Source organism: Bradyrhizobium sp. CCBAU 53340 (genome assembly GCF_015291645.1).
GTDB lineage: Bacteria > Pseudomonadota > Alphaproteobacteria > Rhizobiales > Xanthobacteraceae > Bradyrhizobium.
Genome location: NZ_CP030055.1, coordinates 5,312,863 through 5,336,590 on the forward strand (window position 1 = coordinate 5,312,863; position 23,728 = coordinate 5,336,590).

18 protein-coding genes are annotated in these 23,728 nt (G+C 65.5%); 15 read left to right on the top strand and 3 right to left on the bottom strand.

All coding sequences use genetic code 11. From position 1 onward, the window contains the following. The first annotated feature begins 18 nt into the window (after positions 1 to 18). The 10 genes from XH89_RS25420 (at position 19) to XH89_RS25465 (ending at position 11,902) form a co-directional block, all read left to right on the top strand. Entirely contained in the window at positions 19 to 1,038 is a 1,020-nt protein-coding gene (locus tag XH89_RS25420) for a 2-dehydropantoate 2-reductase (protein WP_194463124.1), read from the top strand. Next, the gene (locus XH89_RS25425; RefSeq protein WP_194463125.1) at positions 1,035 to 1,823 is read left to right on the top strand and encodes a fumarylacetoacetate hydrolase family protein; all 789 of its coding nucleotides are present in this window, start codon (positions 1,035 to 1,037) and stop codon (positions 1,821 to 1,823) included. Before XH89_RS25420 ends, XH89_RS25425 begins: the two co-directional genes overlap by 4 nt. Positions 1,824 to 2,062: 239 nt before the next feature. Next, on the top strand, positions 2,063 to 3,469 hold the full coding sequence (locus XH89_RS25430) for a hypothetical protein (protein WP_194463126.1): 1,407 nt from the start codon (positions 2,063 to 2,065) through the stop codon (positions 3,467 to 3,469). A 38-nt stretch (positions 3,470 to 3,507) separates the two neighbouring features. Continuing rightward, entirely contained in the window at positions 3,508 to 4,224 is a 717-nt protein-coding gene (locus XH89_RS25435) for a hypothetical protein (protein WP_194463127.1), read from the top strand. A 171-nt stretch (positions 4,225 to 4,395) separates the two neighbouring features. Continuing rightward, the gene (locus XH89_RS25440; RefSeq protein ID WP_018647766.1) at positions 4,396 to 4,599 is read left to right on the top strand and encodes a hypothetical protein; all 204 of its coding nucleotides are present in this window, start codon (positions 4,396 to 4,398) and stop codon (positions 4,597 to 4,599) included. Between the two features lie 59 nt (positions 4,600 to 4,658). Continuing rightward, positions 4,659 to 5,309 carry a hypothetical protein gene (locus XH89_RS25445; protein WP_194463128.1) on the top strand — a complete coding sequence of 217 codons (651 nt, stop codon included), beginning with the start codon at positions 4,659 to 4,661 and terminating at the stop codon, positions 5,307 to 5,309. Between the two features lie 422 nt (positions 5,310 to 5,731). Continuing rightward, a complete protein-coding gene (locus tag XH89_RS25450; RefSeq protein ID WP_194463129.1) occupies positions 5,732 to 6,727 on the top strand; it encodes a nitronate monooxygenase family protein in 996 nt (331 codons plus the stop codon). Positions 6,728 to 6,752: 25 nt separating this feature from the next. Next, a complete protein-coding gene (locus tag XH89_RS25455; protein ID WP_194463130.1) occupies positions 6,753 to 7,721 on the top strand; it encodes a zinc-binding dehydrogenase in 969 nt (322 codons plus the stop codon). A gap of 250 nt (positions 7,722 to 7,971) precedes the next feature. After that, complete coding sequence (locus XH89_RS25460; RefSeq protein ID WP_194463131.1) at positions 7,972 to 9,345, top strand: cation-efflux pump; 1,374 nt, start codon at positions 7,972 to 7,974, stop codon at positions 9,343 to 9,345. A gap of 226 nt (positions 9,346 to 9,571) precedes the next feature. After that, positions 9,572 to 11,902 carry a PAS domain-containing sensor histidine kinase gene (locus XH89_RS25465; RefSeq protein ID WP_194463132.1) on the top strand — a complete coding sequence of 777 codons (2,331 nt, stop codon included), beginning with the start codon at positions 9,572 to 9,574 and terminating at the stop codon, positions 11,900 to 11,902. A 228-nt stretch (positions 11,903 to 12,130) separates the two neighbouring features. Here XH89_RS25465 and XH89_RS25470 read toward each other — a convergent pair whose 3' ends face one another. Then, on the bottom strand, positions 12,131 to 13,027 hold the full coding sequence (locus XH89_RS25470) for a LysR family transcriptional regulator (RefSeq protein WP_194463133.1): 897 nt from the start codon (positions 13,025 to 13,027) through the stop codon (positions 12,131 to 12,133). A gap of 224 nt (positions 13,028 to 13,251) precedes the next feature. Here XH89_RS25470 and XH89_RS25475 point away from each other — a divergent pair, with 224 nt between their 5' ends. From XH89_RS25475 to XH89_RS25495, 5 genes are read left to right on the top strand one after another with little or no spacing between them, the layout of a single operon-like run. Next, positions 13,252 to 13,728 (top strand): formate dehydrogenase subunit gamma, encoded by a 477-nt coding sequence (locus tag XH89_RS25475; protein WP_194463134.1) that lies wholly within the window; start codon positions 13,252 to 13,254, stop codon positions 13,726 to 13,728. After that, positions 13,725 to 15,281: an NADH-quinone oxidoreductase subunit NuoF gene (locus XH89_RS25480; RefSeq protein WP_194463135.1), complete on the top strand. Its 1,557-nt coding sequence runs from the start codon at positions 13,725 to 13,727 to the stop codon at positions 15,279 to 15,281. Before XH89_RS25475 ends, XH89_RS25480 begins: the two co-directional genes overlap by 4 nt. Before the next feature lie 10 nt (positions 15,282 to 15,291). Continuing rightward, complete coding sequence (gene fdhF / locus XH89_RS25485) at positions 15,292 to 18,165, top strand: formate dehydrogenase subunit alpha (protein ID WP_194463136.1); 2,874 nt, start codon at positions 15,292 to 15,294, stop codon at positions 18,163 to 18,165. Between the two features lie 4 nt (positions 18,166 to 18,169). Further along, positions 18,170 to 19,000 carry a formate dehydrogenase accessory sulfurtransferase FdhD gene (fdhD, locus tag XH89_RS25490; RefSeq protein WP_194463137.1) on the top strand — a complete coding sequence of 277 codons (831 nt, stop codon included), beginning with the start codon at positions 18,170 to 18,172 and terminating at the stop codon, positions 18,998 to 19,000. Next, positions 18,987 to 19,223 carry a formate dehydrogenase subunit delta gene (locus XH89_RS25495; protein WP_194463138.1) on the top strand — a complete coding sequence of 79 codons (237 nt, stop codon included), beginning with the start codon at positions 18,987 to 18,989 and terminating at the stop codon, positions 19,221 to 19,223. Before fdhD ends, XH89_RS25495 begins: the two co-directional genes overlap by 14 nt. Here XH89_RS25495 and XH89_RS25500 read toward each other — a convergent pair. Both XH89_RS25500 and XH89_RS25505 read right to left on the bottom strand, forming a co-directional pair. After that, entirely contained in the window at positions 19,189 to 22,167 is a 2,979-nt protein-coding gene (locus tag XH89_RS25500) for a bifunctional [glutamine synthetase] adenylyltransferase/[glutamine synthetase]-adenylyl-L-tyrosine phosphorylase (protein WP_194463139.1), read from the bottom strand. The genes XH89_RS25495 and XH89_RS25500 overlap by 35 nt on opposite strands. After that, positions 22,164 to 23,624: a HAMP domain-containing sensor histidine kinase gene (locus XH89_RS25505; RefSeq protein ID WP_194463140.1), complete on the bottom strand. Its 1,461-nt coding sequence runs from the start codon at positions 23,622 to 23,624 to the stop codon at positions 22,164 to 22,166. The genes XH89_RS25500 and XH89_RS25505 overlap by 4 nt, the downstream gene beginning before the upstream one ends. Between the last annotated feature and the right edge of the window lie 104 nt (positions 23,625 to 23,728).

Here is a 23,728-nt window from a genome sequence, read left to right on the forward strand (position 1 = left end):
ACCCCCCGCGAGGATTTCATGAAGATCTGCATCTACGGCGCCGGCGCGATCGGCGGATATCTCGGCGTACAACTGGCGCGCGCTGGTGCGGACGTCAGCCTGGTCGCACGCGGCGCGCACCTTGCCGCCATGCGCGAACGCGGCCTGACGCTGCTCGCCGGCGAGGAGACGCACACCGTTCATCCCCGCTGCACCGACAACGCGGCCGAGCTCGGCGTGCAGGACTACGTCATCGTCACGCTGAAGGCACATTCGATCACCGGCGTGATCGAGAAGATGCAGCCGCTGCTCGGGCCGCACACCCGCATCGTCACCGCGGTCAACGGCATTCCCTATTGGTACTTCTACAAGCACGGTGGAGCCTACGAGAACTCGACGCTGGAGAGCATCGATCCCGGCGGACGGCAATGGCGCGAGCTGGGTGCCGAACGCGCCATCGGCTGCATCGTCTATCCCGCCACCGAGATCGAGGCCCCCGGCGTGATCCGCCATGTCTACGGCAACAATTTCCCGCTCGGCGAACCCTCCGGCGAAATGACCTCGGACGTGCAGCGCCTCGCCGACCTCTTTGTCGCGGCCGGGCTGAAGGCGCCGGTGCTCGACCGCATCCGCGACGAGATCTGGCTCAAGCTGTGGGGCAATGTCTGCTTCAACCCGATCAGCGCGCTGACCCATGCAACGCTCGACGTGATCTGCACCGATCCGTCCACGCGGGCGCTGTCGCGCGCCATCATGGTGGAGACGCAGGCGATCGCCGAAACCTTCGGCGTCAAGTTCCGCGTCGACGTCGAGCGCCGCATCGAAGGCGCCCGCAAGGTCGGCGCGCACAAGACCTCGATGCTGCAAGATCTCGAGCGCGGTCGCCCGATGGAGATCGACCCGCTCGTCACCGTGGTGCAGGAGATGGGCCGCCTGACCGGAACGCCCACCCCCGCGCTCGACTCGGTGCTGGCGATGGTGACCCAGCGCGCCCGCGTCGCCGGCCTCTATGACGGCGTCTCCGCGCCGTCAGATCCTCGCGCCCTGGCGGTGGCATGATGGCGGCCGAGATGAAACAGTGGCTTCGCTTCCGCCATGCCGGCACCACCGGCTTCGGCACGCTGACCGTATCAGGCATCAGCGTGCATGAAGGCGAGATGTTCGGCCGCAATGCGCCAACTGGCAGGACGCTGGCGCTGTCCGAGGTCGAGCTGCTGGCGCCGTGCGCGCCCAGCAAGATCGTCGCGCTCTGGAATAATTTTCACGCGCTCGCAGCCAAGCTGAACCAGCCCGAGCCACCGGAGCCGCTCTATCTGCTCAAGGCCACCACCACCATCACAACGCCGGGCGCCGTGATCCGCCGTCCCTCCTACTACGACGGCAAGACCACCTATGAGGGCGAGCTCGGCATCGTCATCGGCAAGAGGTGCGCGCGCGTCTCGCCTGATGAAGCCGACGGCTTCATCTTTGGCTACACCTGCGTCAACGACATCACCGCCAACGACATCCTGACCAGCGACCCTACTTTTCCCCAGTGGGCCCGCGCCAAGGGCATGGACGATTACGGCCCGTTCGGGCCTGTGATCGCGACCGGCCTCGATCCGGCCAAGCTCACCGTCCGCACCATCCTCAACGGCGCGGAGCGGCAGAACTATCCGATCTCCGACATGATCTTTTCCGCGCAACAGCTCGTCAGCAAGATTTCCCACGACATGACCCTGCTCCCCGGCGATCTCATCGCCGTCGGCACCTCGGTTGGCGTCGGCGTGATGAAGGAGCCGGTGAATATTGTGACGGTGGCGATCGACGGGATCGGCGAGCTGACCAACGAGTTTCGGCTCTGACTTGCTCCGTCATGGCCGGGCTTGTCCCGGCCATCCACGTCTTTGCCGACCTCCAAGAACGTGGATGCCCGGGACAAGCCCGGGCATGACGAGCCTGTTGCGCACCCGACCACCCGCCGACGCGCCCGCTTGTGGATGGCGCCTTCTGATGCGTCCGGTAGCCGGCGCGCCCCTTGATCTGGGTTCCGCCCTCCAATAGCAATTATGGCGAAAATGTGCACCGGCGTGAGGACGTCACGATGTGGCTGTTTTTCCTGGTTGCCTGGGTGGTCCTGCTCGCCGCCATCGCGTTTCTCGCCCCGCAGACGCTTGGCTATGACATCACCCATTTGCCCGCTGCCTTTGCCGCCCTGCCGATGCCGCAGCGACTCGCGGCCGGCGCGATCCTGGTGGTTGGGCTGGCCCTGATCGGCGCCTCAGTCTTTCGGCTCTCACGCCAGGACCGCCGCCTCGACAGCTTGCGCGACCGCCTCAAAAAGACCCGGGAGGACGTCGTCGTCGCCCATGCCCTGCAAAACCACCTCGACACCACCGTCCAGCACCTGATCGAGAGCGATCCGCGCGAGGCGGTCTCCGCGCTGCACGACAAGCTCGGCGAGACCGAGCAGCGCGCGCTGCACCAGCAGGGCCGCAACCAGTCCACCGACATGCACGACCAGCTTGCCGAGATCCGCCGCCGCCAGCAGGCCTTGCGCGAGACGGTCGGCAAGGTCGCCGATCAGCGGCGTGCGGTCGAGCCCGTCTTCACCGAGATCCGCGACCGCCAGAACCAGCTCGAACGCGCGCTGCTCGACCTCGAGACCGACGACCGCAAGAACAACCTCGCCGACCGCCTGAAGGACATCGGCCGCGACGTAGCCATTCTGCTCGGCCGCGTGGACGCGGTGCAGGGCACATACGCGACGCTCAGCCAGTACAAGGACGATCTGGCGAAATCCCATGCCGAGCTGGTGCCGCTGCGCTCAGAAGACGCCGGCATCAACGCCCTGATCGGCGAGCTCAGCCTCAGCCATGACCGCCTCGCCAAAACCATCGACGAGCTCGAGACCGGCGGCGAAGTCCCGCTCAGCGCACGCGTCGAGGCGCTGTCGAAGAACAGAAACGAGATCGAGCAGCGCCTCGCCCGGATCGACGACAGCGCCAACATTCTCAGGGGCATCCGGCTCGACTTCGAGGAGCTCGCCCAGCGCCGGGCCCAGCTCGAACGCTCGCTCACCGAGGTCGAGACCGATCCGGATGGCAAGACCCTGGTCGACCGCCAGAACGCGCTGAACGATTTCGTCCTGCGGTCGCGTCAGCGGCTCGGCGCCTTGCAGGAGACTCTGGCGACGCTGAACGCGTTCAAGACCGAGCTGTCGAAATCGCAGGCCGATCTCGTGCCGCTGAAGGCGCCGGTGTTCGGTATCGAGGCCATGATCACTGAGGTCAGCTCGACCCGCGATCTTCTCGCCCAGACGGTCGGCGCGATCGAGGCCAATGGCGACGTCACCCTCACCGCGCGCGTCGATGCGCTGACCAGAAGCAAGCGCGAGGTCGAAGACCGCCTCGCCCGCATCTTCGACAATTTCAACGCGCTCGACGCCTTGCGCAAGGACATCGGCGGCATCTTCTCGACCATCCGCAACAGCCTGAACCGGATCGGATAGGTTCGAACCGTCAGTCACCTGCGCGCGACCAACAGCCCATGCGCTTCATCCTCGGCTTCCTGTCTGCCCTGCTCGGCGCGCTCGCGGGCTGGGCGGGGCTTGCCGCACTGGTGGTCCTGCTGGCGGGACCGGACCGCGATGGCGGCATCGCCATGGGCGCGTTCTTCGACATCGGCCCGATCGGCGGCGTGGCCGGCTTCGTCGCGGGGATTTGGCTGTTCGTGCGCTTCGGTCTGGTCCGTAACGCAGCGCCAGAGCCGGCTGCGGAAACCTCCGATGCCGCGCCTCGGCGCACCACGCGGCTCTCGTTTCCCTTTGCCGCCACCGTCGTGCTCATCGTCGCCGTGCTTGGCTATTGGGGATGGTACGTGTTCATCCGCTCGCCCAATCTCAGCCACGGCTTCATGACGCTCCAGATCGAATTCCGGCTTCCCGCCGGCATGAGTTTGCCGGACAACGAGCAGGACGTGCATATCGAGGTCGAGGAAGCCACGGGCTACGCCAACGCGATGTTGCCTCCCAACTGGCGCGCGCATGACGGTGACCGCAAGGCGATCATTTCCACGGTTTCGCTGATGTACAAGACGCGCCACCGCGCCGTCAGCCTGACGCTGCCTGATGTGCCAACGCAGCGCTGGTCAATCGACCTTCCCTCCGATCCCGATCCCACGCCCGGCTTCTCGCCTTGGCGTGTTGCGAGCGACGCATCGCCTGCGAAGATCGAGATGCATTTTCGGCTGAGCGCCGATCGCTGAGGAGCGCGCGGCACTCCGAAACAATCCGACACAACATCACATCTGCGCGCGCCCGATCAATGCCGCCAACATGTCGCGCGCTCGCCGCACTGTGGTCGTATTCGGCCGCCCTTCTGTCGGGCGTGTCTGGGGGCACGGCTCAGCCGTGTTTGGACCAAACCTTCTAGGGGTATGACTGTGAAGAAGATTGTATTTGTTCTGGGTGCGACGCTTGCTCTGGTGACCGCTGCGAACGCTGCGGATCTGCCGCGCCGCCAGCCCGTGCCGGTCTATCCGGCCGAGCAGGCCCCCATCGGCAAGATGCCGATTGGCAAGAGCCCGGTTGGCAAGGCCCCGATCGGCAAGGCGCCCGGCCCGGTCGCTGCCCGCTACTGAGGCGTCAGCGGACACCGCGCACGAATCTGCGTTAGCGGCCGACAGTCGAGGGGCACAATTTGACGAACAGACCTGATCGATCGGGATCCTGCATCCTTGCAGGGCTCGCGCTTGCGACCATGCTCGCATGCTTGATGTCCTCTGCCTCGGCACACGACACGAACAAGCGCATCGCCGACGCCAGTGCGCTTGTTTCGACCGACACCGCATCGCGCGCCGCGCCGCAATCAACGCGGCGCGCGGTCGCGCGGGCGGAGAAAGGTCCCTACTACGTCGACTTCCGCGCGCGGACGGCGGCAAGCTGGGGCCATGCCTTTGTCTGGTACGGCAAGACCAGCGAGCGCGCCGTCGAGGTCGCAGGCCTGACGCCGGCCGGCGATACCTGGACCTATGTGCTCGGCTATTTCACCTGGGTGCCGTCAGAGACCGGCGCGAGCTATGGCGATCTCGACCCGGACTATCTGACGGCGAGCTATCGTGTCTATCTGAACGAGGCCGACGCCAAGCGCGTGTTCGCCTATATCGAGAAGCTGAAAACGAGCTCGCCGGTCTGGAATGCCGAGACCACCAATTGCACCGGCTTCATCGGCGACATCGCCGAATATATGGGCCTCAAGGTTCCCAACCGCTGGCAACGCCCGGAAAACTTCGTCAACAGCCTGAAAGAGATGAACGGCGGCCGCCCGATGGTCAGGCTGTCGGCGGAGTAGCCGCAAGGCCGTCATTGCGAGCGCAGCGAAGCAATCCAGAATCTTTCCGCGGAGGGAGTCTGGATAGCTTCGCTGCGCTCGCAATGACGAGTCCGTTGACGCAGCGGGGCCAACTTTAAGACCGTCACCCTGAGGTGCTCGTCCTGCGGCCTTCCGCAGGGCGAGCCTCGAAGGGCGACAGCCCGGCTCTCGCAGCGCGACCGCTCATCCTTCGAGGCTCCCTGCACGGTGCTGCGCACCGCGCAGCTCGCACCTCAGGATGACGGATCTGAAAATTATCCGCCCCGCGGAATCTCCCCCGCCATCCGCATGACGCCCCGCCCTCACCGCACGCCCGGCTGATAGACTTTTGCCACCCCCGGCGGCATCCTCCGCCCCATCAACCGACAACAGAGCCTGCGGGCCACTCAGGGGGAAGCATCATGCTGCAGACACGGTTCACCAAGCTCGTCGGCGTCGAGCACCCGATCGTCCAGGGCGGCATGCAATGGGTCGGGCGCGCCGAACTGGTCGCGGCGGTTGCCAATGCCGGCGCACTCGGCTTCATCACCGCGCTGACCCAGCCGACGCCGGAGGATCTGACCAGGGAGATCGCGCGCTGCCGCGACCTCACCGACAAGCCGTTCGGCGTCAACCTCACCATCCTGCCCGCGATCAAGCCGCCGCCTTATGTCGAATATCGCGCCGCCATCATCGAAGCCGGCATCAAGGTGGTCGAGACCGCCGGCAACAAGCCGCAGGAGCATGTCGACGAATTCAAAAAGCACGGCGTCAAGGTCGTGCACAAATGTACCAGCGTCCGCCACGCCCTCTCGGCCGAGCGGATGGGGGTCGACGCCATCTCGATCGACGGGTTCGAATGCGCCGGCCATCCCGGCGAGGACGACACGCCCGGCCTGATCCTGATCCCGGCCGCCGCCAACAAGGTCAAGATTCCGATGATCGCCTCCGGTGGCTTTGCCGACGCCCGCGGCCTCGTGGCGGCGCTGGCGCTCGGTGCGGAGGGCATCAACATGGGCACCCGCTTCATGGCGACCAAGGAGAGCCCGATCCACCAGCTCATCAAGGAAAAGATCGTCGCCAACGACGAGCGCGAGACCGAGCTGATCTTCCGCACCATGCGCAACACCTCGCGCGTCGCCAAGAACGAGATCTCGACCAAGGTCGTCGCCATGGAAAAGGAAGGCGCCAAGTTCGAGGACATCCGCGAGCTGGTTGCGGGCGCCCGCGGCAAGATGGTCTATGCGACCGGCAATTCGGACGAAGGCATCTGGTCGGCCGGCCAGGTGCAGGGGCTGATCCAGGACATCCCCAGTTGCGGCGAGCTGATCTCCCGCATCGTGCGCGAAGCCGAGGCGATCATCCGCAACCGGCTCGAAGGGATGATCGTTCAGCCGCAGCGCGAAGCGGCGGAATAATCACTGCAAGAAGTGAGAGCAATTCATGAAGGCTTATGTCTACGGCCCTGATGGCGCTCGGATTTCCGACGTCGCTCAACCAAAACCTAAGGGCACGCAGGTCCTCGTCAAGGTCCGCGCCTGCGGCCTCAATCGCGCCGACACCGGCATGCGCAAGGGCCATGCCCATGGCGCGGCCGGTGGCGTCGGCACCGTGCTCGGCATGGAATGGGCCGGCGAAGTTGCCGAGCTCGGGCCGGATGCGAAGGGCGTCAAGGTCGGCGACCGCATCATGGGCTCGGGCGGTGCGGCGTTCGCCGAGTATACGCTCGCCGACCACGGCCGGTTGTTCCGCGCCCCCTCGAACATGAATTTCGAGGAGGCCGCCACCCTGCCCGTCGCGCTCGCGACCATGCACAATGCCGTCGTCACCGTAGGCGGCGTGCAGCCCGGCCAAGCCGTGCTGATCCAGGGCGCGAGCTCCGGCGTCGGCCTGATGGCGATGCAGATTGCAAAGCTCAAGGGCGCAAGGCTCGTGATCGGCTCGTCCACCGATGCCTATCGCCGCGGCCGGCTGAAGGACTACGGCGCCGACCTCGCGGTCGATTCCTCCGATCCCAAATGGGTCGACGAGGTGCTGAAGGCGACCGGCGGCGAAGGCGTCGACCTCATCGTCGATCAGGTCTCGGGCAAGGTCGCCAACCAGAACCTCGCCGCGACCAAAGTCTTGGGCCGCATCGTCAATGTCGGCCGGCTGGGCGGCACCCATGCCGATTTCAACTTCGATCTCCATGCCGCCCGCCGCATCTCCTATATCGGCGTCACCTTCCGTACCCGCACCATCGAGGAGGTCCGCGCGATCTTCGAGGAGGTCCGGAAGGACATCTGGGGCGCGGTCGAGTCGCGCAAGCTGCAATTGCCGATCGATAAGGTCTATGCGTTCGATCAGGTCGACCAAGCGTTCGAGCACATGGAGGCGAACAAGCATCTGGGGAAGATCGTGGTGACGCTCTAACGACGGCCGGACGTGAGCCGCACTCTCTCCACGCGTCATGGCCGGGCTTGTCCCGGCCATCCACGTCTTTGCCATCAGGAACGAAGAACGTGGATGCCCGGGACAAGCCCGGGCAATGACGGAGCAAGTGGCATCAGCCCGCCTTCAATTCGGAAGCATTCGCAACAGCTTCGCTCCTGCAAATCACTCGCGACGACGCGTCTGTGGATCGTCGCTTGATGTTCACCGCCGCCCTGCTAAATCCCCGGCCATGAGCGGACAACACGACAAGACCTCGGTCGCGGCGATCTCGATTCTCGCCAGCGGTGGCATGGCGGCGGCCAAATTCGTGGTCGGCATCGCGATCGGATCGCTGGCGCTGATCTCCGAAGCCCTGCACTCCTCGATCGATCTGGTCGCAACCATCGTCACCTGGGCGGTGGTGCGGGTCTCCGACAAGCCGGCGGATGACGAGCACCATTACGGCCACGGCAAGCTGGAGAGCATCTCCGCGCTCGGCGTTACCGCGCTGCTCTACGTGCTGGCCGGCGGCATCCTGGTCGAATCCTACAGCCGGCTGCGCGAGGGAACCCCGCCGCCGACCATCTCGGCTATTCCCTTCGTGGTGCTGGTGTTCGACATTGCCGTCAATCTCTGGCGCGCCCGCGCCCTGCACCGGGCCGCGCGCGAGACGCGTAGCCAGGCACTCGCGGCCGACGCGCTGCATTTTGCCTCCGACGTCATGGGCTCATTCGCTGTCATCATCGGCCTGATCCTCGCGGCCCTCGGCTTCTGGTGGGGCGATGCTGCAGCGGCCGGCGCGGTCGCCGTGATGATCGCGGCTCTTGGCCTGCGCATGGCGGGCTCGACGGTGCAAACGCTGGTCGACCGCGCGCCGGAAGGGGCGCAGGAAAAGGCCACCGCCGCGATCCGCAGCGTCCCCGGCGTGATCGACGTCGAGCGCCTGCGCGTGCGCATGGTCGGGGCGACGACCTTCATCGACAGCATCGTCAAGGTGCCCAGGACCTATCCGATCGACCGCGTCGAGAGCATCAAGCGCAACGCCGAGGCCGCCGTCGACAAGGCCTTCGGCGATGCCGACCTCTCCTTCACGGCCGTCCCCGTCGCCCGCGACAACGAGACCGTGCGCGACCGCATCATGGTGATCGCGCGCAATTCGGGCCTCGCCATTCACCATGTCACCGTGCACGACCTCGGCGCCAAGCTGATCGTCAGCATCGACCTCGAGGTCGACGCCGACATGCAGCTCGAGGCCGCCCATGACATCGCCAACACGCTGGAGCGCAGCATCCAGGAAGAGTTCGGCGAGGACGTCGAGGTCGACGTCCATATCGAGCCGCTGGAACCGGAACTGCCGTTCGGCGTCGATGCGCCGCTCGAGCAGGTGCAGGCCATTGCGGCGGCGCTGACGGAATATGCCGCCGGCGGCGAGATCCACGACATCCATAACGTGCGTGTCCGCAACACCGATGCCGGCGAGATCGTCAACTTCCACTGCCGTGCCACGCCGTCGATGAGCGTGATCAAGGTGCACGAGCATGTCGACGCCATCGAGCGCCGGCTCCGTCGCGCGTTCCCGAGCATAAAGCGCGTCATCAGTCACGCCGAGCCGCCGCGCACGTGACGCAGAATGCAGCGAGGAGTCGCGCGTTCTCGTTTCGGACTCATCACGCACGTGAGTTTGCGGGCTCGTGGCGTTGCAATCTCTCCGTTGGATAAGATTTTTTCGCGTTAACGTTTCGTTGACTCTCGACAGCCTGCGCAAACTGGATTCAAATCGCTGTGATTCGAAAGCGTTGTGGGGCTGCTTTCGAACTTAGTTGCAGACAGGTTTTCAGGGGGCCGAAGGCATGGCGCGTGCAGACGCCGCGAACGCGTGCGTCCAATCCGATTCGATCAAGGGATTGGCGCAATCGATCGCGAAACCTGCCTATCATCGGCTCCTGATCGCAGAGCCGGCGCTGCGACGCGCCGTGCCGACGCTCATCATCGCCTTCCTCATCACCATCTGCCTCGGCGCCTTCGTCCAGGTCGTCGACCAGACGCGCCAGAAGCGCCTGGTGATCCAGAACGAGATCTCGATGCTCGCCGAACTGCTGGCCGAGCGCATCGACCGCGTCACTTCCGTGCGTGCCGAGCGGCTGAAGAACATCGAGAACCTGCCGACGCTGCTGTCCGACATGATCCCGCCCAAGGCCAGAGTCTCGGGCCGCTATGTCGTCGTCACCTCGGCCGGCATCGACCGCCGCATCCTCGCCCGCATTCCGATCGACAGCGATCCTGTTGGCAACGATCGCCTGCTCGATGCGATCACCACGGCGCAGCTGCTGGCCTCGCCGCCGCGCGACAATGATGTCGCCAACACGACCTTGCCGAACGGCAATTCCGCGCTGGCGACCTCGCGGCCGATCAAGTCGCTGCCCGGCCTCGTCACGGTGATCCAGGAGCGCAACGAGCCGATCTGGGGTTCGGACGCGGCGCTCTCGGTGACGCTCTCGGCGACCACCGGCTTCGTCGTCCTGATCCTCGGCTTCGCCTTCCACTGGCAATCGACCCGTGCCCGCGAAGGCGACCTCATCAACGATGCCGTGCGCGGCCGCATCGACACCGCGCTCAACCGCGGCCGCTGCGGCCTGTGGGACTGGGACCTGTCGCGCGGCCGGATCTTCTGGTCGCAATCGATGTTCTCGATGCTAGGTCTCGACGGCCGCAACGAGCTTCTCACCTTCGGCGAGGTCAACGCCCTGGTGAAGTCCGACGACATCGACCTCTTCGCGATCGCCGACCAGCTGATCTCCGAGAAGATCGACCATATCGACCAGACCTTCCGCATGCAGCATGTCGACGGGCACTGGATCTGGCTGCGCGTCCGCTGCGAGCGCACCCGCGGCGCCAGCGATTCCGGCATCCACCTGATCGGCATCGCCGTCGACATCACCGAGCAGAAGAGCCTCGCCGAGCGCTCCGTGGAGGCCGACCTTCGCCTGCGCGACGCGATCGAGACGATTCCGGAAGCCTTCGTGCTGTGGGACGCCAGCGACCGCCTGGTGCTCTGCAATTCGCACTTCCAGCGCCTGCACAAGCTGCCCGACACGGCCGTCATCCCCGGCACCTCCTACGAAACCGTGCTGGAAGTCGGCCGCATGCCTGAAGTGCGGACCCGCCACAACGAGACCGTCAGCCAGGGCCCGGGCGCGCGGACCTTCGAGGCCCAGCTCGACGACGGCAGCTGGCTGCACATCAGCGAGCGCCGCACCAAGGACGGCGGCTACGTCTCGGTCGGCACCGACATCACCCGCATCAAGGAGCACGAGCAGAAGCTGGTCGACAACGATCTGCGCCTGCGCGCCACGGTCATCGACCTCAAGCGCTCGCAGGCGGCGCTGGAACGCCAGACCATCGAGCTCGCCGACCTCGCCGAGAAGTACCAGCGCGAGAAGACCCGGGCCGAGGAAGCCAACCAGACCAAGTCGAAATTCCTCGCCAATATGAGCCACGAGTTGCGCACGCCGCTCAACGCCATCATCGGCTTCTCCGAGATCATGGGCTCGGGCATGTTCGGCGATCTCGGCTCGGAAAAGTACCAGGAATACTGCCACGACATCCTGACCAGCGGTCACTATCTGCTCGAGGTCATCAACGACATCCTCGACATGTCCAAGATCGAGGCCGGCCGCATGAAGCTCGACATGGAGGAGCTCGACCTGTCGCGGGCCCTGGCCGAGTCGCTACGCGTCGTCTCCGGCCGGGCGCAGGACAAGCATCTGACGCTGGATGCCGACATCGAGAAATCGATCTCCGTCGTTGCCGATCGCCGCGCCACCAAGCAGATCATCGTCAACCTGCTGTCCAACGCGGTCAAGTTCACGCCGGACGGCGGGCGCATCGTGGTGCGCAGCCGGCAGCTCGAGGATCGAATCGTGCTGATGATCGCCGACACCGGCATCGGCATCGCCCCGCACTCGCTGGCGCGGCTCGGACGCCCCTTCGAACAGGTCGAGAGCCAGCTCACCAAGACCTATCACGGCTCGGGCCTTGGCCTTGCGATCGCCCGGTCGCTGGCACAGCTCCATGGCGGCTCGATGCGGCTGCGCTCCCGGCTGGAAGTCGGCACCGTCGTCCGCGTGACGCTGCCGCGCGACGCCGTCAAGGCGGCGTCGGGAATTTCCGCCGCGGCGTGAACTTCACGAAAACAGTCTGCGGGCTTGCTCTGCCTCTCCCGCTTGCGGGAGAGGCCGACACGCCCCCGGGCGATGCGAAGCATCGTCCCGCGCGTGGCGGGTGAGGGTTCTTTCCTCTTGGGGATTATCCCGTTGCGGAGACACCCTCTCCCCAACCCTCTCCCGCAAGCGGGAGAGGGAGCGCAGTGCCGATGCCCGTTACATCGTGCAAGCCATATGCGATCCGCTTCAGGATTGCAGCGTCGGCGCCACTTCGCGCGCGACATTGACCAGCGCTGCGATCAGCGGCGTCATCGGGTCGCGCTGCGGGATCACGAGGCCAATGCTGTAGTTGACTTCGGGATCCACGATCGGGATCGAACGGACCTTGTCGGACGACAGCCCGAGCGTCTCGGCGAGCTTGGCCGGCATCACGCTCGCCCACCGCCCGGTCTTGACGTGGGTAAACAGCACCAGCAGCGAGTTCGATGTGAGTGTCGGTGTCGCCTCCGCACCGACCGAGCGCAGCGCACGGTCGATGATGCGGCGGTTCTGCATGTCGGGCGTCAGCAGGCACAGCGGCACCTGCCCGACCTCGGTCCAGGTCACCGTCTCGCGATCCCCGAACATCCCATCGGGCGCGGTGAGCAGGCGATAGCTCTCATTGTAGAGCGGGATGGTGCGCACCTTGCCGATCGGCTCGTTCTCGATATAGGTCAGCCCCGCATCGACCTCGAGATTTTCGAGCAGCCCCAGCACCTCCGACGAGGTCGTCGAGCGGATGCTGAAACGCACCTCCGGGTGCCGCGCACGGAACGGCGTCGTCAGCGACGCCACCATGCCGAGCGCGGTCGGAATCGCCGCGATGCGGATCTCGCCGGAAAGCTGATGCTTCAGTCCGTTGATCTCGTCGCGCATCGCGCGGGCATCGCCGACGATGCGCCGCGCCCAGTCCAGCGCCCGCTCGCCCTCGGGGGTAAATCCCTGGAAGCGGGAACCGCGCTGGACCAGCATCACGCCGAGGATCTCTTCCAGCTGCTTCAGCCCGGTCGACATGGTCGGCTGGGTGACGCCGCAGGCCTCTGCCGCCCGTCCAAAATGCCGCTCCTTGGCCAGCGCCAGCAGCAGTTCAAGCTTATCGATCAACCGGTCGTTCCTTCAGATTTCATCGTGGCATGCAAGCTATCACGCCACGCCCGCACCAACACGCAAAAACCGGCAGTCGATACAAGTTTCATTACCCGATCATATCGACCGATTGCGCTTCCCAATCGATCTGAATTCGCAATCGCAGCATGAGACAGCTTTATTGATCTTCGAATGATTCCAAATAGTTTGCGCGAAAGGGACGCTCAATCTGAGAACGAAGAATGACAGCGGTATATGAGCCTTGGAACGAGACGCGCGGCGCTGAAATCATCGCCGAACATGCCAGCCAGGAAGGCGCGACACTCGTCATCCTCCACGCGCTGCAGGAGGCGTTTGGCTATGTGCCGGAGGCCGCAATTCCCATGGTGGCGCAGGCGCTGAATCTGTCACGCGCCGAGGTCCATGGCGTCTTCACCTTCTATCATGACTTCCGCCACAAGCCGGCCGGCCGCCATGTGCTGAAGCTGTGCCGCGCCGAGGCCTGCCAGGCCGCGGGCGGCGATGCGCTGGCGGCGCGCGCTGAATCGAAGCTCGGCGTTTCGCTTGGCAATACCACAGCGGATGATCGAGTCACGCTGGAGCCGATCTATTGCCTCGGGCTGTGCTCGACCGCGCCGTCGGCCATGCTCGACGGCCGCATCGTCGGCCGGCTCGACGAGAAGCGCCTCGATGCGCTGGTTGCGGAGGCGCAGCGATGAGCATGAAGATCTTCGTCCCGCGCGATGCGACGGCCGTTGCGGTCGGTGCCGATGAGGTCGTCGCTGCCTTCGAGCAGGTCGCGGCCAAGCGCGGCCTGTCGATCGAGATCGTCAGGACCGGCTCGCGCGGATTGCATTGGCTGGAGCCGATGGTCGAGGTTGCAACGCCGAAGGGCCGCGTCGCTTACGGGCCGGTGAGCTCCGAGGACGTCGCCTCCGTGGTCGAGTCCATGGCGAGCGACGGACCGCACGCGCTGCGGCTCGGCATCGCGGACGAAATTCCCTGGCTGAAGCGCCAGACTCGCCTCACCTTCGCCCGCTGCGGCGTGATCGATCCGCGCTCGCTCGACGACTACCGCGCCCATGGCGGCTACAAGGGTTTTGAGCGCGCACTGTCGCTCGGGCCTGATGCGATCCTGACCGAAGTCACCGCGTCGGGCCTGCGCGGCCGTGGCGGCGCGGGCTTCCCGACCGGCATCAAGTGGAAGACCGTCGCCCAGGCGAAGGCTGACCGCAAATTCATCGTCTGCAACGCCGACGAAGGCGACAGCGGCACCTTTGCCGATCGCATGATCATGGAAGGTGATCCCTTCCTCGTCATCGAGGGCATGACCACGGCCGGAATCACCGTCGGCGCCACGAAGGGCTACATCTACATCCGCAGCGAATATCCGCACGCGGTCGAGGCGATGAATGCTGCTATCGTCGCGGCGCGACGCGGCGGCTATCTCGGCGACAAGATCGGCGGCTCGACTTTCAGCTTCGATATTGAAGTGCGCGTCGGCGCCGGCGCTTACGTCTGCGGCGAAGAGACCTCGCTCTTGGAGAGCCTCGAGGGCCGCCGCGGCATCGTCCGCGCCAAGCCGCCGCTGCCGGCGCATCACGGCCTGTTCGGCAAGCCGACCGTCATCAACAACGTGCTGTCGTTCGCCGCCATTCCCTTCATCCTCGCCGAAGGTGCCAAGGCCTATGCGGATTTCGGCATGGGCCGCTCGCGCGGCACCATGCCGATCCAGCTCGCCGGCAATATCCGCCAGGGCGGGCTGTTCGAAACGGCATTCGGTGTGACCCTCGGCGAGCTCGTCGACGACATCGGTGGCGGCACATTCACAGGCCGTCCGGTCCGCGCCGTGCAGGTCGGCGGCCCGCTCGGCGCCTACTTCCCGCGTGCCCTGTTCGATACGCCGTTCGACTACGAGGCGTTCGCGGCGCGCGACGGCCTGATCGGCCATGGCGGCATCGTCGTGTTCGACGACAGCGTCGACATGCGCAAGCAGGCGCGCTTCGCCATGGAATTCTGCGCCGTCGAATCCTGCGGCAAGTGCACGCCCTGCCGGATCGGCTCGACCCGCGGCGCCGAGACCATCGAGAAGATCATCAACGGCGAACGCGTGAGCGAGAATCTCGCGCTCGTCGAAGACCTCTGCAACACCATGAAATTCGGCTCGCTCTGCGCACTCGGCGGCTTCACGCCCTACCCCGTGCTCAGCGCATTGAGGCACTTCCGGGAGGATTTTGTCCCGGCGCCGACCACGCTTCAGGCCGCGGAATAGGAAAGCAACGATGTCTCTGATCGAAGAAATCGACTACGGCACGCCGGCTTCCAAATCGGAAACGATGGTGACGCTGACCATCGACGGCAAGGAGATCTCGGTGCCCGAGGGCACCTCGATCATGCGCGCGGCGATGGACGCCGGCCACCAGATTCCGAAACTGTGCGCGACCGACATGGTCGACGCGTTCGGCTCCTGCCGCCTCTGCCTCGTCGAGATCGAGGGCCGCGCCGGAACGCCAGCCTCCTGCACCACGCCTGTGATGAACGGCCTCGTCGTGCACACCCAGACCGAGCGGCTGAAGCAGCTGCGCAAGGGCGTGATGGAGCTCTACATCTCCGACCATCCGCTCGACTGCCTCACCTGTGGCGCCAACGGCGATTGCGAATTGCAGGACATGGCCGGCGCGGTGGGCCTGCGCGACGTGCGCTACGGTTATGAAGGCGAGAATCACGTCTTCGCCAAGAGCCATGGCTGCGACAACAACCATTGGATGCCGAAGGACGAGTCCAACCCGTACTTCACCTATGATCCCTCCAAGTGCATCGTCTGCTCGCGCTGCGTCCGCGCCTGCGAGGAGGTGCAAGGCACCTTCGCGCTGACCATCTCCGGCCGCGGCTTCGACAGCCGCGTCTCGCCGGGCATGAGCGAGAGTTTCCTGGGCTCCGAATGCGTCTCCTGCGGCGCCTGCGTGCAGGCCTGCCCGACCGCGACGCTGACGGAAAAGTCGGTGATCGAGATCGGTCAGCCCGAGCACTCCGTCGTCACCACCTGCGCCTATTGCGGCGTCGGCTGCGCCTTCAAGGCCGAGATGCGCGGCGAGGAAGTCGTGCGCATGGTGCCGTACAAGGACGGCAAGGCCAATCGTGGCCATTCCTGCGTCAAGGGCCGGTTTGCCTGGGGCTATACCAATCACAAGGAACGCATTCTCAAGCCGATGATCCGCGAGCGGATCGAGGATCCCTGGCAGGAAGTGTCCTGGGATGAGGCGTTCTCCTTTGCCGCGGCGAAGATGCGCGGCATCCAGAACAAGTATGGGCGCGATGCCATCGGCGGCATCACCTCCTCCCGCTGCACCAATGAAGAGACCTATCTGGTGCAGAAGCTGATCCGCGCCGGTTTCGGCAACAACAATGTCGACACCTGCGCCCGGGTCTGCCACTCCCCGACCGGCTACGGCCTCGCCACGACCTTCGGCACCTCGGCCGGCACGCAGGATTTCGACTCGGTCGAGGACACCGACGTCGTGGTCGTGATCGGCGCCAACCCGGCGTCTGCTCACCCGGTGTTCGCCTCGCGCCTGAAGAAGCGGCTGCGCCAGGGCGCCAAGCTGATCGTGATCGATCCGCGCCGCACCGAGATGGTGGAATCGCCGCACGTGAAGGCGCTGCATCTGCCCCTGATGCCCGGCACCAACGTCGCTGTCATGACCGCGCTGGCGCATGTCATCGTCACCGAAGGTCTCGTCAACGAAGCTTTCGTCCGCGAACGCTGCGACTGGAGCGAGTTCGAGGAATGGGCGGCGTTCGTCGCGCAGCCGAACAACAGTCCGGAAGCAACCGCGATTCTCACCGGCGTCGACCCGAAGGCGCTGCGCGAAGCGGCCCGTATCTATGCCACCGGCGGCAACGGCGCGATCTACTACGGTCTCGGTGTCACAGAGCACAGCCAGGGCTCGACCACCGTGATCGCGATCGCCAACCTCGCGATGGTAACAGGCAATATCGGCCGTCCCGGCGTCGGCGTGAACCCGCTGCGCGGCCAGAACAACGTGCAGGGCTCCTGCGACATGGGCTCGTTCCCGCACGAGCTGCCCGGCTATCGCCACATCTCGGGCGATGCCGTGCGCGAGCAGTTCGAGGCGCTCTGGAACGTCAAGCTCAACCCCGAGCCCGGCCTGCGCATCCCGAACATGTTCGATGCCGCGGTCGAGGGCACGTTCATGGGCCTCTACGTCCAGGGGGAGGACATCCTCCAGTCCGATCCCAACACCAAGCACGTCGTCGCGGCGCTGTCGGCGATGGAATGCGTCATCGTCCACGACCTCTTCCTGAACGAGACCGCGAACTACGCCCACGTCTTCCTGCCGGGCTCAAGCTTCCTGGAAAAGGATGGCACCTTCACCAACGCAGAGCGACGCATCCAGCGCGTGCGCAAGGTGGTGACGCCGAAGAACGGCATGGCCGACTGGGAGGTCACCATCGGCCTTGCCAAGGCGATGGGCTTCGAGATGAACTACAGCCATCCCTCGGAGATCATGGACGAGATCGCGGCGCTGACGCCGACCTTCGCCGGCGTCTCCTATGCCAAGCTCGACGAGCTCGGCTCGGTGCAATGGCCCTGCAACGACAAGGCCCCCGAGGGCACGCCGGTGATGCATATCGACGGTTTCGTCCGCGGCAAGGGCAAGTTCGTCGTCACCGAATATGTCGCGACCGACGAGCGCACCGGCCCGCGCTATCCCCTGCTGCTCACCACGGGCCGCATCCTCAGCCAGTATAATGTCGGTGCGCAGACAAGGCGCACCGAGAACGTGGTCTGGCATGCCGAGGATCGCCTCGAGATCCATCCGCACGATGCCGAGCAGCGCGGCGTGCGCGACGGCGACTGGGTGCGCCTGAAGAGCCGTGCCGGCGAAACCACGCTGCGCGCGGAAATCACCGATCGCGTTGCGCCCGGCGTCGTCTACACCACCTTCCACCACCCGGACACGCAGGCCAACGTCATCACGACCGACTATTCGGACTGGGCAACCAACTGTCCCGAATACAAGGTCACGGCGGTGCAGGTCTCGCCCTCGAACGGCCCGTCCGACTGGCAGAAGGCTTATGACGCGCAGGCGCGGCAGTCTCGCCGCATCGCGCCAGCCGAAGCCGCGGAGTAGCCGCATGCACGTGGCGGTCCAGGCCATCGATCGCGAGATCTGGCGCGACGGCGCTATCAGAGAAGGCGCGCGGCTGATCCCCGAGGAGACGCCGCTGGCGCTGACCTATAATGGCGGCACCTATGCCGTCATGATGGGAACGCCGCAGAATTTGGAAGATTTTGCCGTCGGTTTCAGCCTGGACGAGGGCATCATCAAGTCGGTCGACGACGTCAAGTCGCTCGAAATCGTCCGCCTCGACGAGGGTATCGAGCTGCGTATGTGGCTGGCGCCGGAGGACGCTGCCCGCATCAGCGAGCGGCGCCGCCACATTGCAGGCCCGACCGGCTGCGGAATCTGCGGCATCGAGTCCATTGCCGAGGCCATACGGCCCGCGGCGGTGGTGCCGCAGGGGCAGTCGTTCACGCCGCAGCAGATCATGGCGGCGATGCAGGCGATCGCTCCGCTGCAATCGATCAACATGCAGACCCGGGCGGCCCACGCAGCGGCCTTCTGGTCACCGGCGAGCGGCATTGCCGCCTTGCGCGAGGACGTCGGCCGACACAACGCGCTCGATAAGTTGGCAGGTGCGCTGGCGCGCAGCCGCGCGGACGCAAGCATGGGCATGGTGCTGCTGACGAGCCGCGTCTCGGTCGAGATGGTGCAGAAAACCGCTGCCATCGGCGCGCCCGTACTGGTCGCGGTCTCCGCCCCCACCGCGCTTGCGGTGCGCACGGCAGCCGCGGCCGGCATCACGCTGATTGCCATTGCCCGCAGCGACGGGTTTGAAGTGTTCACGCACCAGGGCCGTGTCGCGGCTCACCGTGCTCAGGAGATCATCGATGTCGTCGCCTGACCGCCTCGTCTACATGGCCAACCAGATCGGCACGTTCTTCCGCAGCCAGGGCCACGGCAAGGCCGTGCCTGGCATCGCCGAGCACATCAGGAAGTTCTGGGATCCGCGAATGAAGCGCGCGATCTTCACCCATCTCGACGCCGGCGGCGCGGGCCTCGAGCCGAACGTGCTCGATGCACTCACCTCGCTCAAGCAAGCGACTTCCCTTCCAGAAGCGCACTGAAGACGCGCCGCACCTCGCTCTGCGTCTCCTTCACCCGCGCCTCCAGCGACGAGAAGTCGGGCGCATCGCCGGCGCGCGCCATCACGCGCTGCAGGTCGGTGCCCGCCGTTTCCGGCTTGAAGCGGTCGCTGACGCAGAGCCGCAGGATCTGGGTCAGATCGTGATAGAGCCGCGCCGCGGCGCGCAGGATCTCCGCCTCCGATTGCGGAAGCAGGCCGAGCCTTGCGGCGTTCTCCAGCACCTGCACCGTGCCGACGTCGAGAATATCGGGCTTGTCGTGGGCATGAACGAGCTGGAGATATTGCGCAATGAAATCGATATCGACCATGCCGCCTGAGGCATATTTCAGATCCCAGTAGTCGGTCTCGCCCTTCTCCTGCGCGATCGCGCGGCGCATGTCGACGACATCGCTGGCGATGATCGCCCGGTCGCGGCGGCGGGTCAGGACCTCACGGATGATGCGTTTGATCCGCGTGGTGAACTCCGGCGATGCCGACACCACGCGCGCACGCGTCAATGCCATGTGCTCCCAGGTCCAGGCCTCATTGGCCTGATAGTCCGCGAAGGAGACCAGGCTCGACGCCACGGGACCTGCGCGACCCGAGGGCCGCAGCCGCATGTCGATCTCATAGAGCACGCCGTAATTGGTGCGGGTGGTGAAGGCACTGATCAGGCGCTGGGTGAAGCGCGCGAAGTAATGCGTACCCTGGAGCGACTTCGGACCGTCGGAGTCCGGATCGTCACTGTCGAAATCATAAAGCAGGATCAGATCGAGGTCGGAGGACGCCGTCATCTCGCGGCTGCCGAGCCGGCCCATCGCAACGATGGCGGTCTGTTGCCCCTTGATCCGGCCATGCTGGGCCGCGAAGCGGTCAGCGACGAGGCCGTGCACGGTGTGGACGATGCCCTCGGCGACGTCTGCAAAGGCCGTGCTCGCCTGCTGCGCCGAGACGGTGCCGGAGAGGATGCGCGTACCGATCAGGAACAGGCTCTCCTGCCCGAACAGGCGCAGGCGATCCAAAAACTCCTCGTAGGAACCGGCGTCCTGCACCGTGGCCGCGAGCCGCGCCGACAATTCCCGACGATCCGGCATCGCACCGAAGAAGCGCGGATCGATCAGGCCGTCCATCAGCTGCGGTTGCCGCGCCAGCATCTCGCCCAACCGGGGCGCCGCGCCCAGCACGAGCGCCACGAGCGCGACGAGATCGCGGTTCTGGCCGAGCAGCGTGATCAGCCGGCCGCCGCGCTGGAGTGCCTTCAGGAAATGGTCGAACGCGACGACGGCGCGATCAGGCTCCTCGGCACGGGCCAGTCCGTCGATCAGGGCGGGCACGAACTCGACGAAGGCGCTGCGCGTGGCCTCGACGCGGAACACACGGTAGTCACCGGTGATCCAGTCGCGTAACGTCTGCGCGACGGCGACGGGTTTCTTGAAGCCGAGCGCCGAAAGGTGCAGGAGCAGGCGCGGATCGTCGGGACCCGCACTGTAGTCGAGCGCCGGCAGGCTTGCCGTGCCGGTCGGATCGTCGCCCTCGAACAGTTTTTCATAGTGGCCCTGGACGATCTCGAGCTGCCGCAACAGGTCGCGGGCAAAGGCCTCGCGATCCGGATAGCCGAAGAACCAGGCGAAGCGCGCCACCGCCTCCTTGTCCTCGGGCAGGGTGTGGGTCTGCTCGTCGGCGATCATCTGCAGACGGTGCTCGACGCGGCGGAGGAATTCGTAGGCCGTGGTCAGTTCGTCGCGCGCAGCAGGGGTGATCCAGTTGCTGGAAGCGAGGACGTTCAGCGCGGCGAGCGTCGGCCGCACCCGCAAGTCCGGATGACGTCCGCCTGCGATGAGCTGCTGGGTCTGGGCGAAGAATTCGATCTCGCGGATGCCGCCGCGGCCGACCTTGACGTTGTGGCCCTCGACCGCGATCTCGCTCTGGCCGCGATAGGTCTGCATCTGCCGCTTCATGTCGTGGACGTCGGCGAGCGCGGCGAAGTCGAGATGCTTGCGCCAGACGAAGGGCGCGATCTCCGCAAGCAACGCCTCGCCCGCTCTGGAATCGCCGGCGCACGCACGCGCCTTGATCATCGCGGCACGCTCCCAGGTGCGCCCTTCCCGCTCGTAATAGTTCAAGGCGGCGTCGCGGGAGATCGCGACCTGCGTCGACGATGGATCCGGACGCAGCCGCAGATCGACGCGGAAGACATAGCCGTCATAGGTACGTTGCTGGAGGATGCGCGCCACACCCTGCGTCACCCGGACGAAGAACGGCTGTGGCTCGATATCGGGCGCGAGCGTGGTGGCATCCGGATCGAAGAACACGATGAGATCGATGTCGCTGGAATAGTTCAGCTCGCCCGCGCCCATCTTGCCCATGGCGAGCACGATCAGGCCGCAGCCCTCTTCGGGCGCCTCGGGATTGGGCGGCGCGAGCTTGCCGCGTGCGGCTTCCCGTCGCAGCAGATACTGGAGCGCGGCCTGCACCGAGGACACCGCGACATCAGTCAGCGCCGCCGTCACCCGCATCACCGGCCAGACGCCGCCGATGTCGCACAACGCGGTCAGGAGGGCGGTCTCCGCCTTCATGCGGCGAAGCAGGCGCATCACCTCGGCTTCGTCGGCTGCCGCGAACACCGCGGCCCTCGCCTCGGCGATCAACGCCGTCAGGTGCGTATCCGGATCGCATTCGAGCAGGCGGATCAGGCGCAGCGGATCGGCCCGCACCAGATCGAATAAATAAGGAGAGAATTCCGCGATGCCGGCGAGAACATTCCGGGCAAAAGGATGGACCAGCAGGGCTTCCAAACGGGCCGATAGTGCCGGCTCGAGCTCGGCCAGCCAGCTCTCGAGACGTCGTTCGTCGATTGCGGAAGCGACAATATGGGGAGCCTCCGCGAAGCGCGCGGCCAGGCTCTCACCATGCTTGTCCGCGTTTCCCGGCGCGGAGTGGTTCATGCCACCTTCTGTGGCACATCCGGCATTGGCGGAGCAACCCTGTCGCCGGCACCTGCCCGCGCCGGCAGCATCAGCGTGGCGACAAGACCGGGCTGGGCATCGCCCAGCCGCAATTCGCCACCATGCAATGTCGCAACAGCCGAGGCGAGACTGAGGCCGAGGCCGGAGCCCGGCAGCGTGCGACTCGCTTCCAGCCGCACGAATCGCTCGACGGCATGCTTGCGATCGCCTTCCGGGATTCCGGGACCCCGATCGGTGACGCTGAGCAGCACCTGATCGCCTTCGCACTTGGCCTCGATCGTGATCTGCCGCGAGTCCATGCTGACCACGGTTCCCGCCGGTTGCGCGGCCGGCTTGCCGTATTTGATCGCATTCTCGACGAGATTGGCCAGCGCCTGGCTGATCAATTCGCGATTGCCGTGAATCGGCGCCGCTTCCGTCTTCACCTTCAAGGTCATGCCGTCATCTTCAGCGAGCGGCTCGTAGAGCTCGTGAATGCCGCCAGCGACGTCGGCGGCATCGAAATCATCCATGTTGCCGCGCGCCTGGCCGGATTCCGCGCGCGCGATCATCAGCAGCGCGTTGAAAGTGCGGATCAACCCGTCGGATTCCTCGATGGTCCGCTCCAGCGCGGCACGATAGTCGGCCTCGCAACCGGATTTCGCCAGCGCCTCCTCGGCACGATTGCGCAGGCGCGTCAGCGGCGTCTTGAGATCGTGCGCGATATTGTCGGAGACCTCCTTCAGCCCCGCCATCAGCGCCTCGATCCGCTCCAGCATGGCATTGAGGTTCTCGGCGAGACGATCGAGCTCGTCGCCGCTGCGGCCAACCGGCAGGCGCTCGCTGAGATCGCCGGTCATGATGCGATGTGCGGTGCCGGACATTGCGTCGATCCGCGTCAACACCCTGCGCGCGACGAAGACGCCGCCGCCGAGGCCAAGCACGACGACGATCAGGATCGACCATTGCGCGGCCTTGGCGACGATGCCGAACAGGCGCCGCCGCTCGGCGAGATCGCGGCCGATCAAAAGGCGGAAGCCATTTTCCAATTCGGTGACGCGAACGAGCGCGCGATGGTCGCGGTCATCGGCATCCTCGATCCGCCGGTAGGCCGTCTCGGACCATCCGCGCGTCGCCATCACGCCGGGCGCGAGCGAGCCGACATTGCCGGCGACCGCCTGCCCGGTCGGCGTGGTCACGAGATAGAGGTTGGCGCCCGGCCGCAGCGCGCGGTACTCGATCGTTCGCACGAGGCCGACCAAGCCGCGGCGATCATAGATCACGTTGATCTCCGAGGTCTCGGCATTCACCGTCTGTGTGATCTCTTCGGTGATCAGCCGCCGCGTATTCCAGGCGAAATAGCCGAGCAGCGAGGCTGCGAACATCGCAAACAGGAACAGGTAGACCAGCGTCAGCCGGAACGCCGTGGTGCGGACGAGTTTACCGAATGCCGTCACGGTTCATGTACTCAATTTCGATACGGCGTCTGCTATAACAAAGCATCGTCACCTTCTGTATTTCGCTTTCTACAGTACCCTTGGCATTAGAGACTGTCGTCTGT

Excerpts from the sequence above, each read along its gene's own strand:
- XH89_RS25420 (WP_194463124.1), top strand. The coding sequence starts at position 19 with ATGAAGATCTGCATCTACGGCGCCGGCGCGATCGGCGGATATCTCGGC.
- XH89_RS25425 (WP_194463125.1), top strand. The coding sequence starts at position 1,035 with ATGATGGCGGCCGAGATGAAACAGTGGCTTCGCTTCCGCCATGCCGGC.
- XH89_RS25430 (WP_194463126.1), top strand. The coding sequence starts at position 2,063 with ATGTGGCTGTTTTTCCTGGTTGCCTGGGTGGTCCTGCTCGCCGCCATC.
- XH89_RS25435 (WP_194463127.1), top strand. The coding sequence starts at position 3,508 with ATGCGCTTCATCCTCGGCTTCCTGTCTGCCCTGCTCGGCGCGCTCGCG.
- XH89_RS25440 (WP_018647766.1), top strand. The coding sequence starts at position 4,396 with ATGACTGTGAAGAAGATTGTATTTGTTCTGGGTGCGACGCTTGCTCTG.
- XH89_RS25450 (WP_194463129.1), top strand. The coding sequence starts at position 5,732 with ATGCTGCAGACACGGTTCACCAAGCTCGTCGGCGTCGAGCACCCGATC.
- XH89_RS25455 (WP_194463130.1), top strand. The coding sequence starts at position 6,753 with ATGAAGGCTTATGTCTACGGCCCTGATGGCGCTCGGATTTCCGACGTC.
- XH89_RS25460 (WP_194463131.1), top strand. The coding sequence starts at position 7,972 with ATGAGCGGACAACACGACAAGACCTCGGTCGCGGCGATCTCGATTCTC.
- XH89_RS25465 (WP_194463132.1), top strand. The coding sequence starts at position 9,572 with ATGGCGCGTGCAGACGCCGCGAACGCGTGCGTCCAATCCGATTCGATC.
- XH89_RS25475 (WP_194463134.1), top strand. The coding sequence starts at position 13,252 with ATGACAGCGGTATATGAGCCTTGGAACGAGACGCGCGGCGCTGAAATC.
- XH89_RS25480 (WP_194463135.1), top strand. The coding sequence starts at position 13,725 with ATGAGCATGAAGATCTTCGTCCCGCGCGATGCGACGGCCGTTGCGGTC.
- fdhF (WP_194463136.1), top strand. The coding sequence starts at position 15,292 with ATGTCTCTGATCGAAGAAATCGACTACGGCACGCCGGCTTCCAAATCG.
- fdhD (WP_194463137.1), top strand. The coding sequence starts at position 18,170 with ATGCACGTGGCGGTCCAGGCCATCGATCGCGAGATCTGGCGCGACGGC.
- XH89_RS25495 (WP_194463138.1), top strand. The coding sequence starts at position 18,987 with ATGTCGTCGCCTGACCGCCTCGTCTACATGGCCAACCAGATCGGCACG.
- XH89_RS25500 (WP_194463139.1), bottom strand. The coding sequence starts at position 22,167 with ATGAACCACTCCGCGCCGGGAAACGCGGACAAGCATGGTGAGAGCCTG.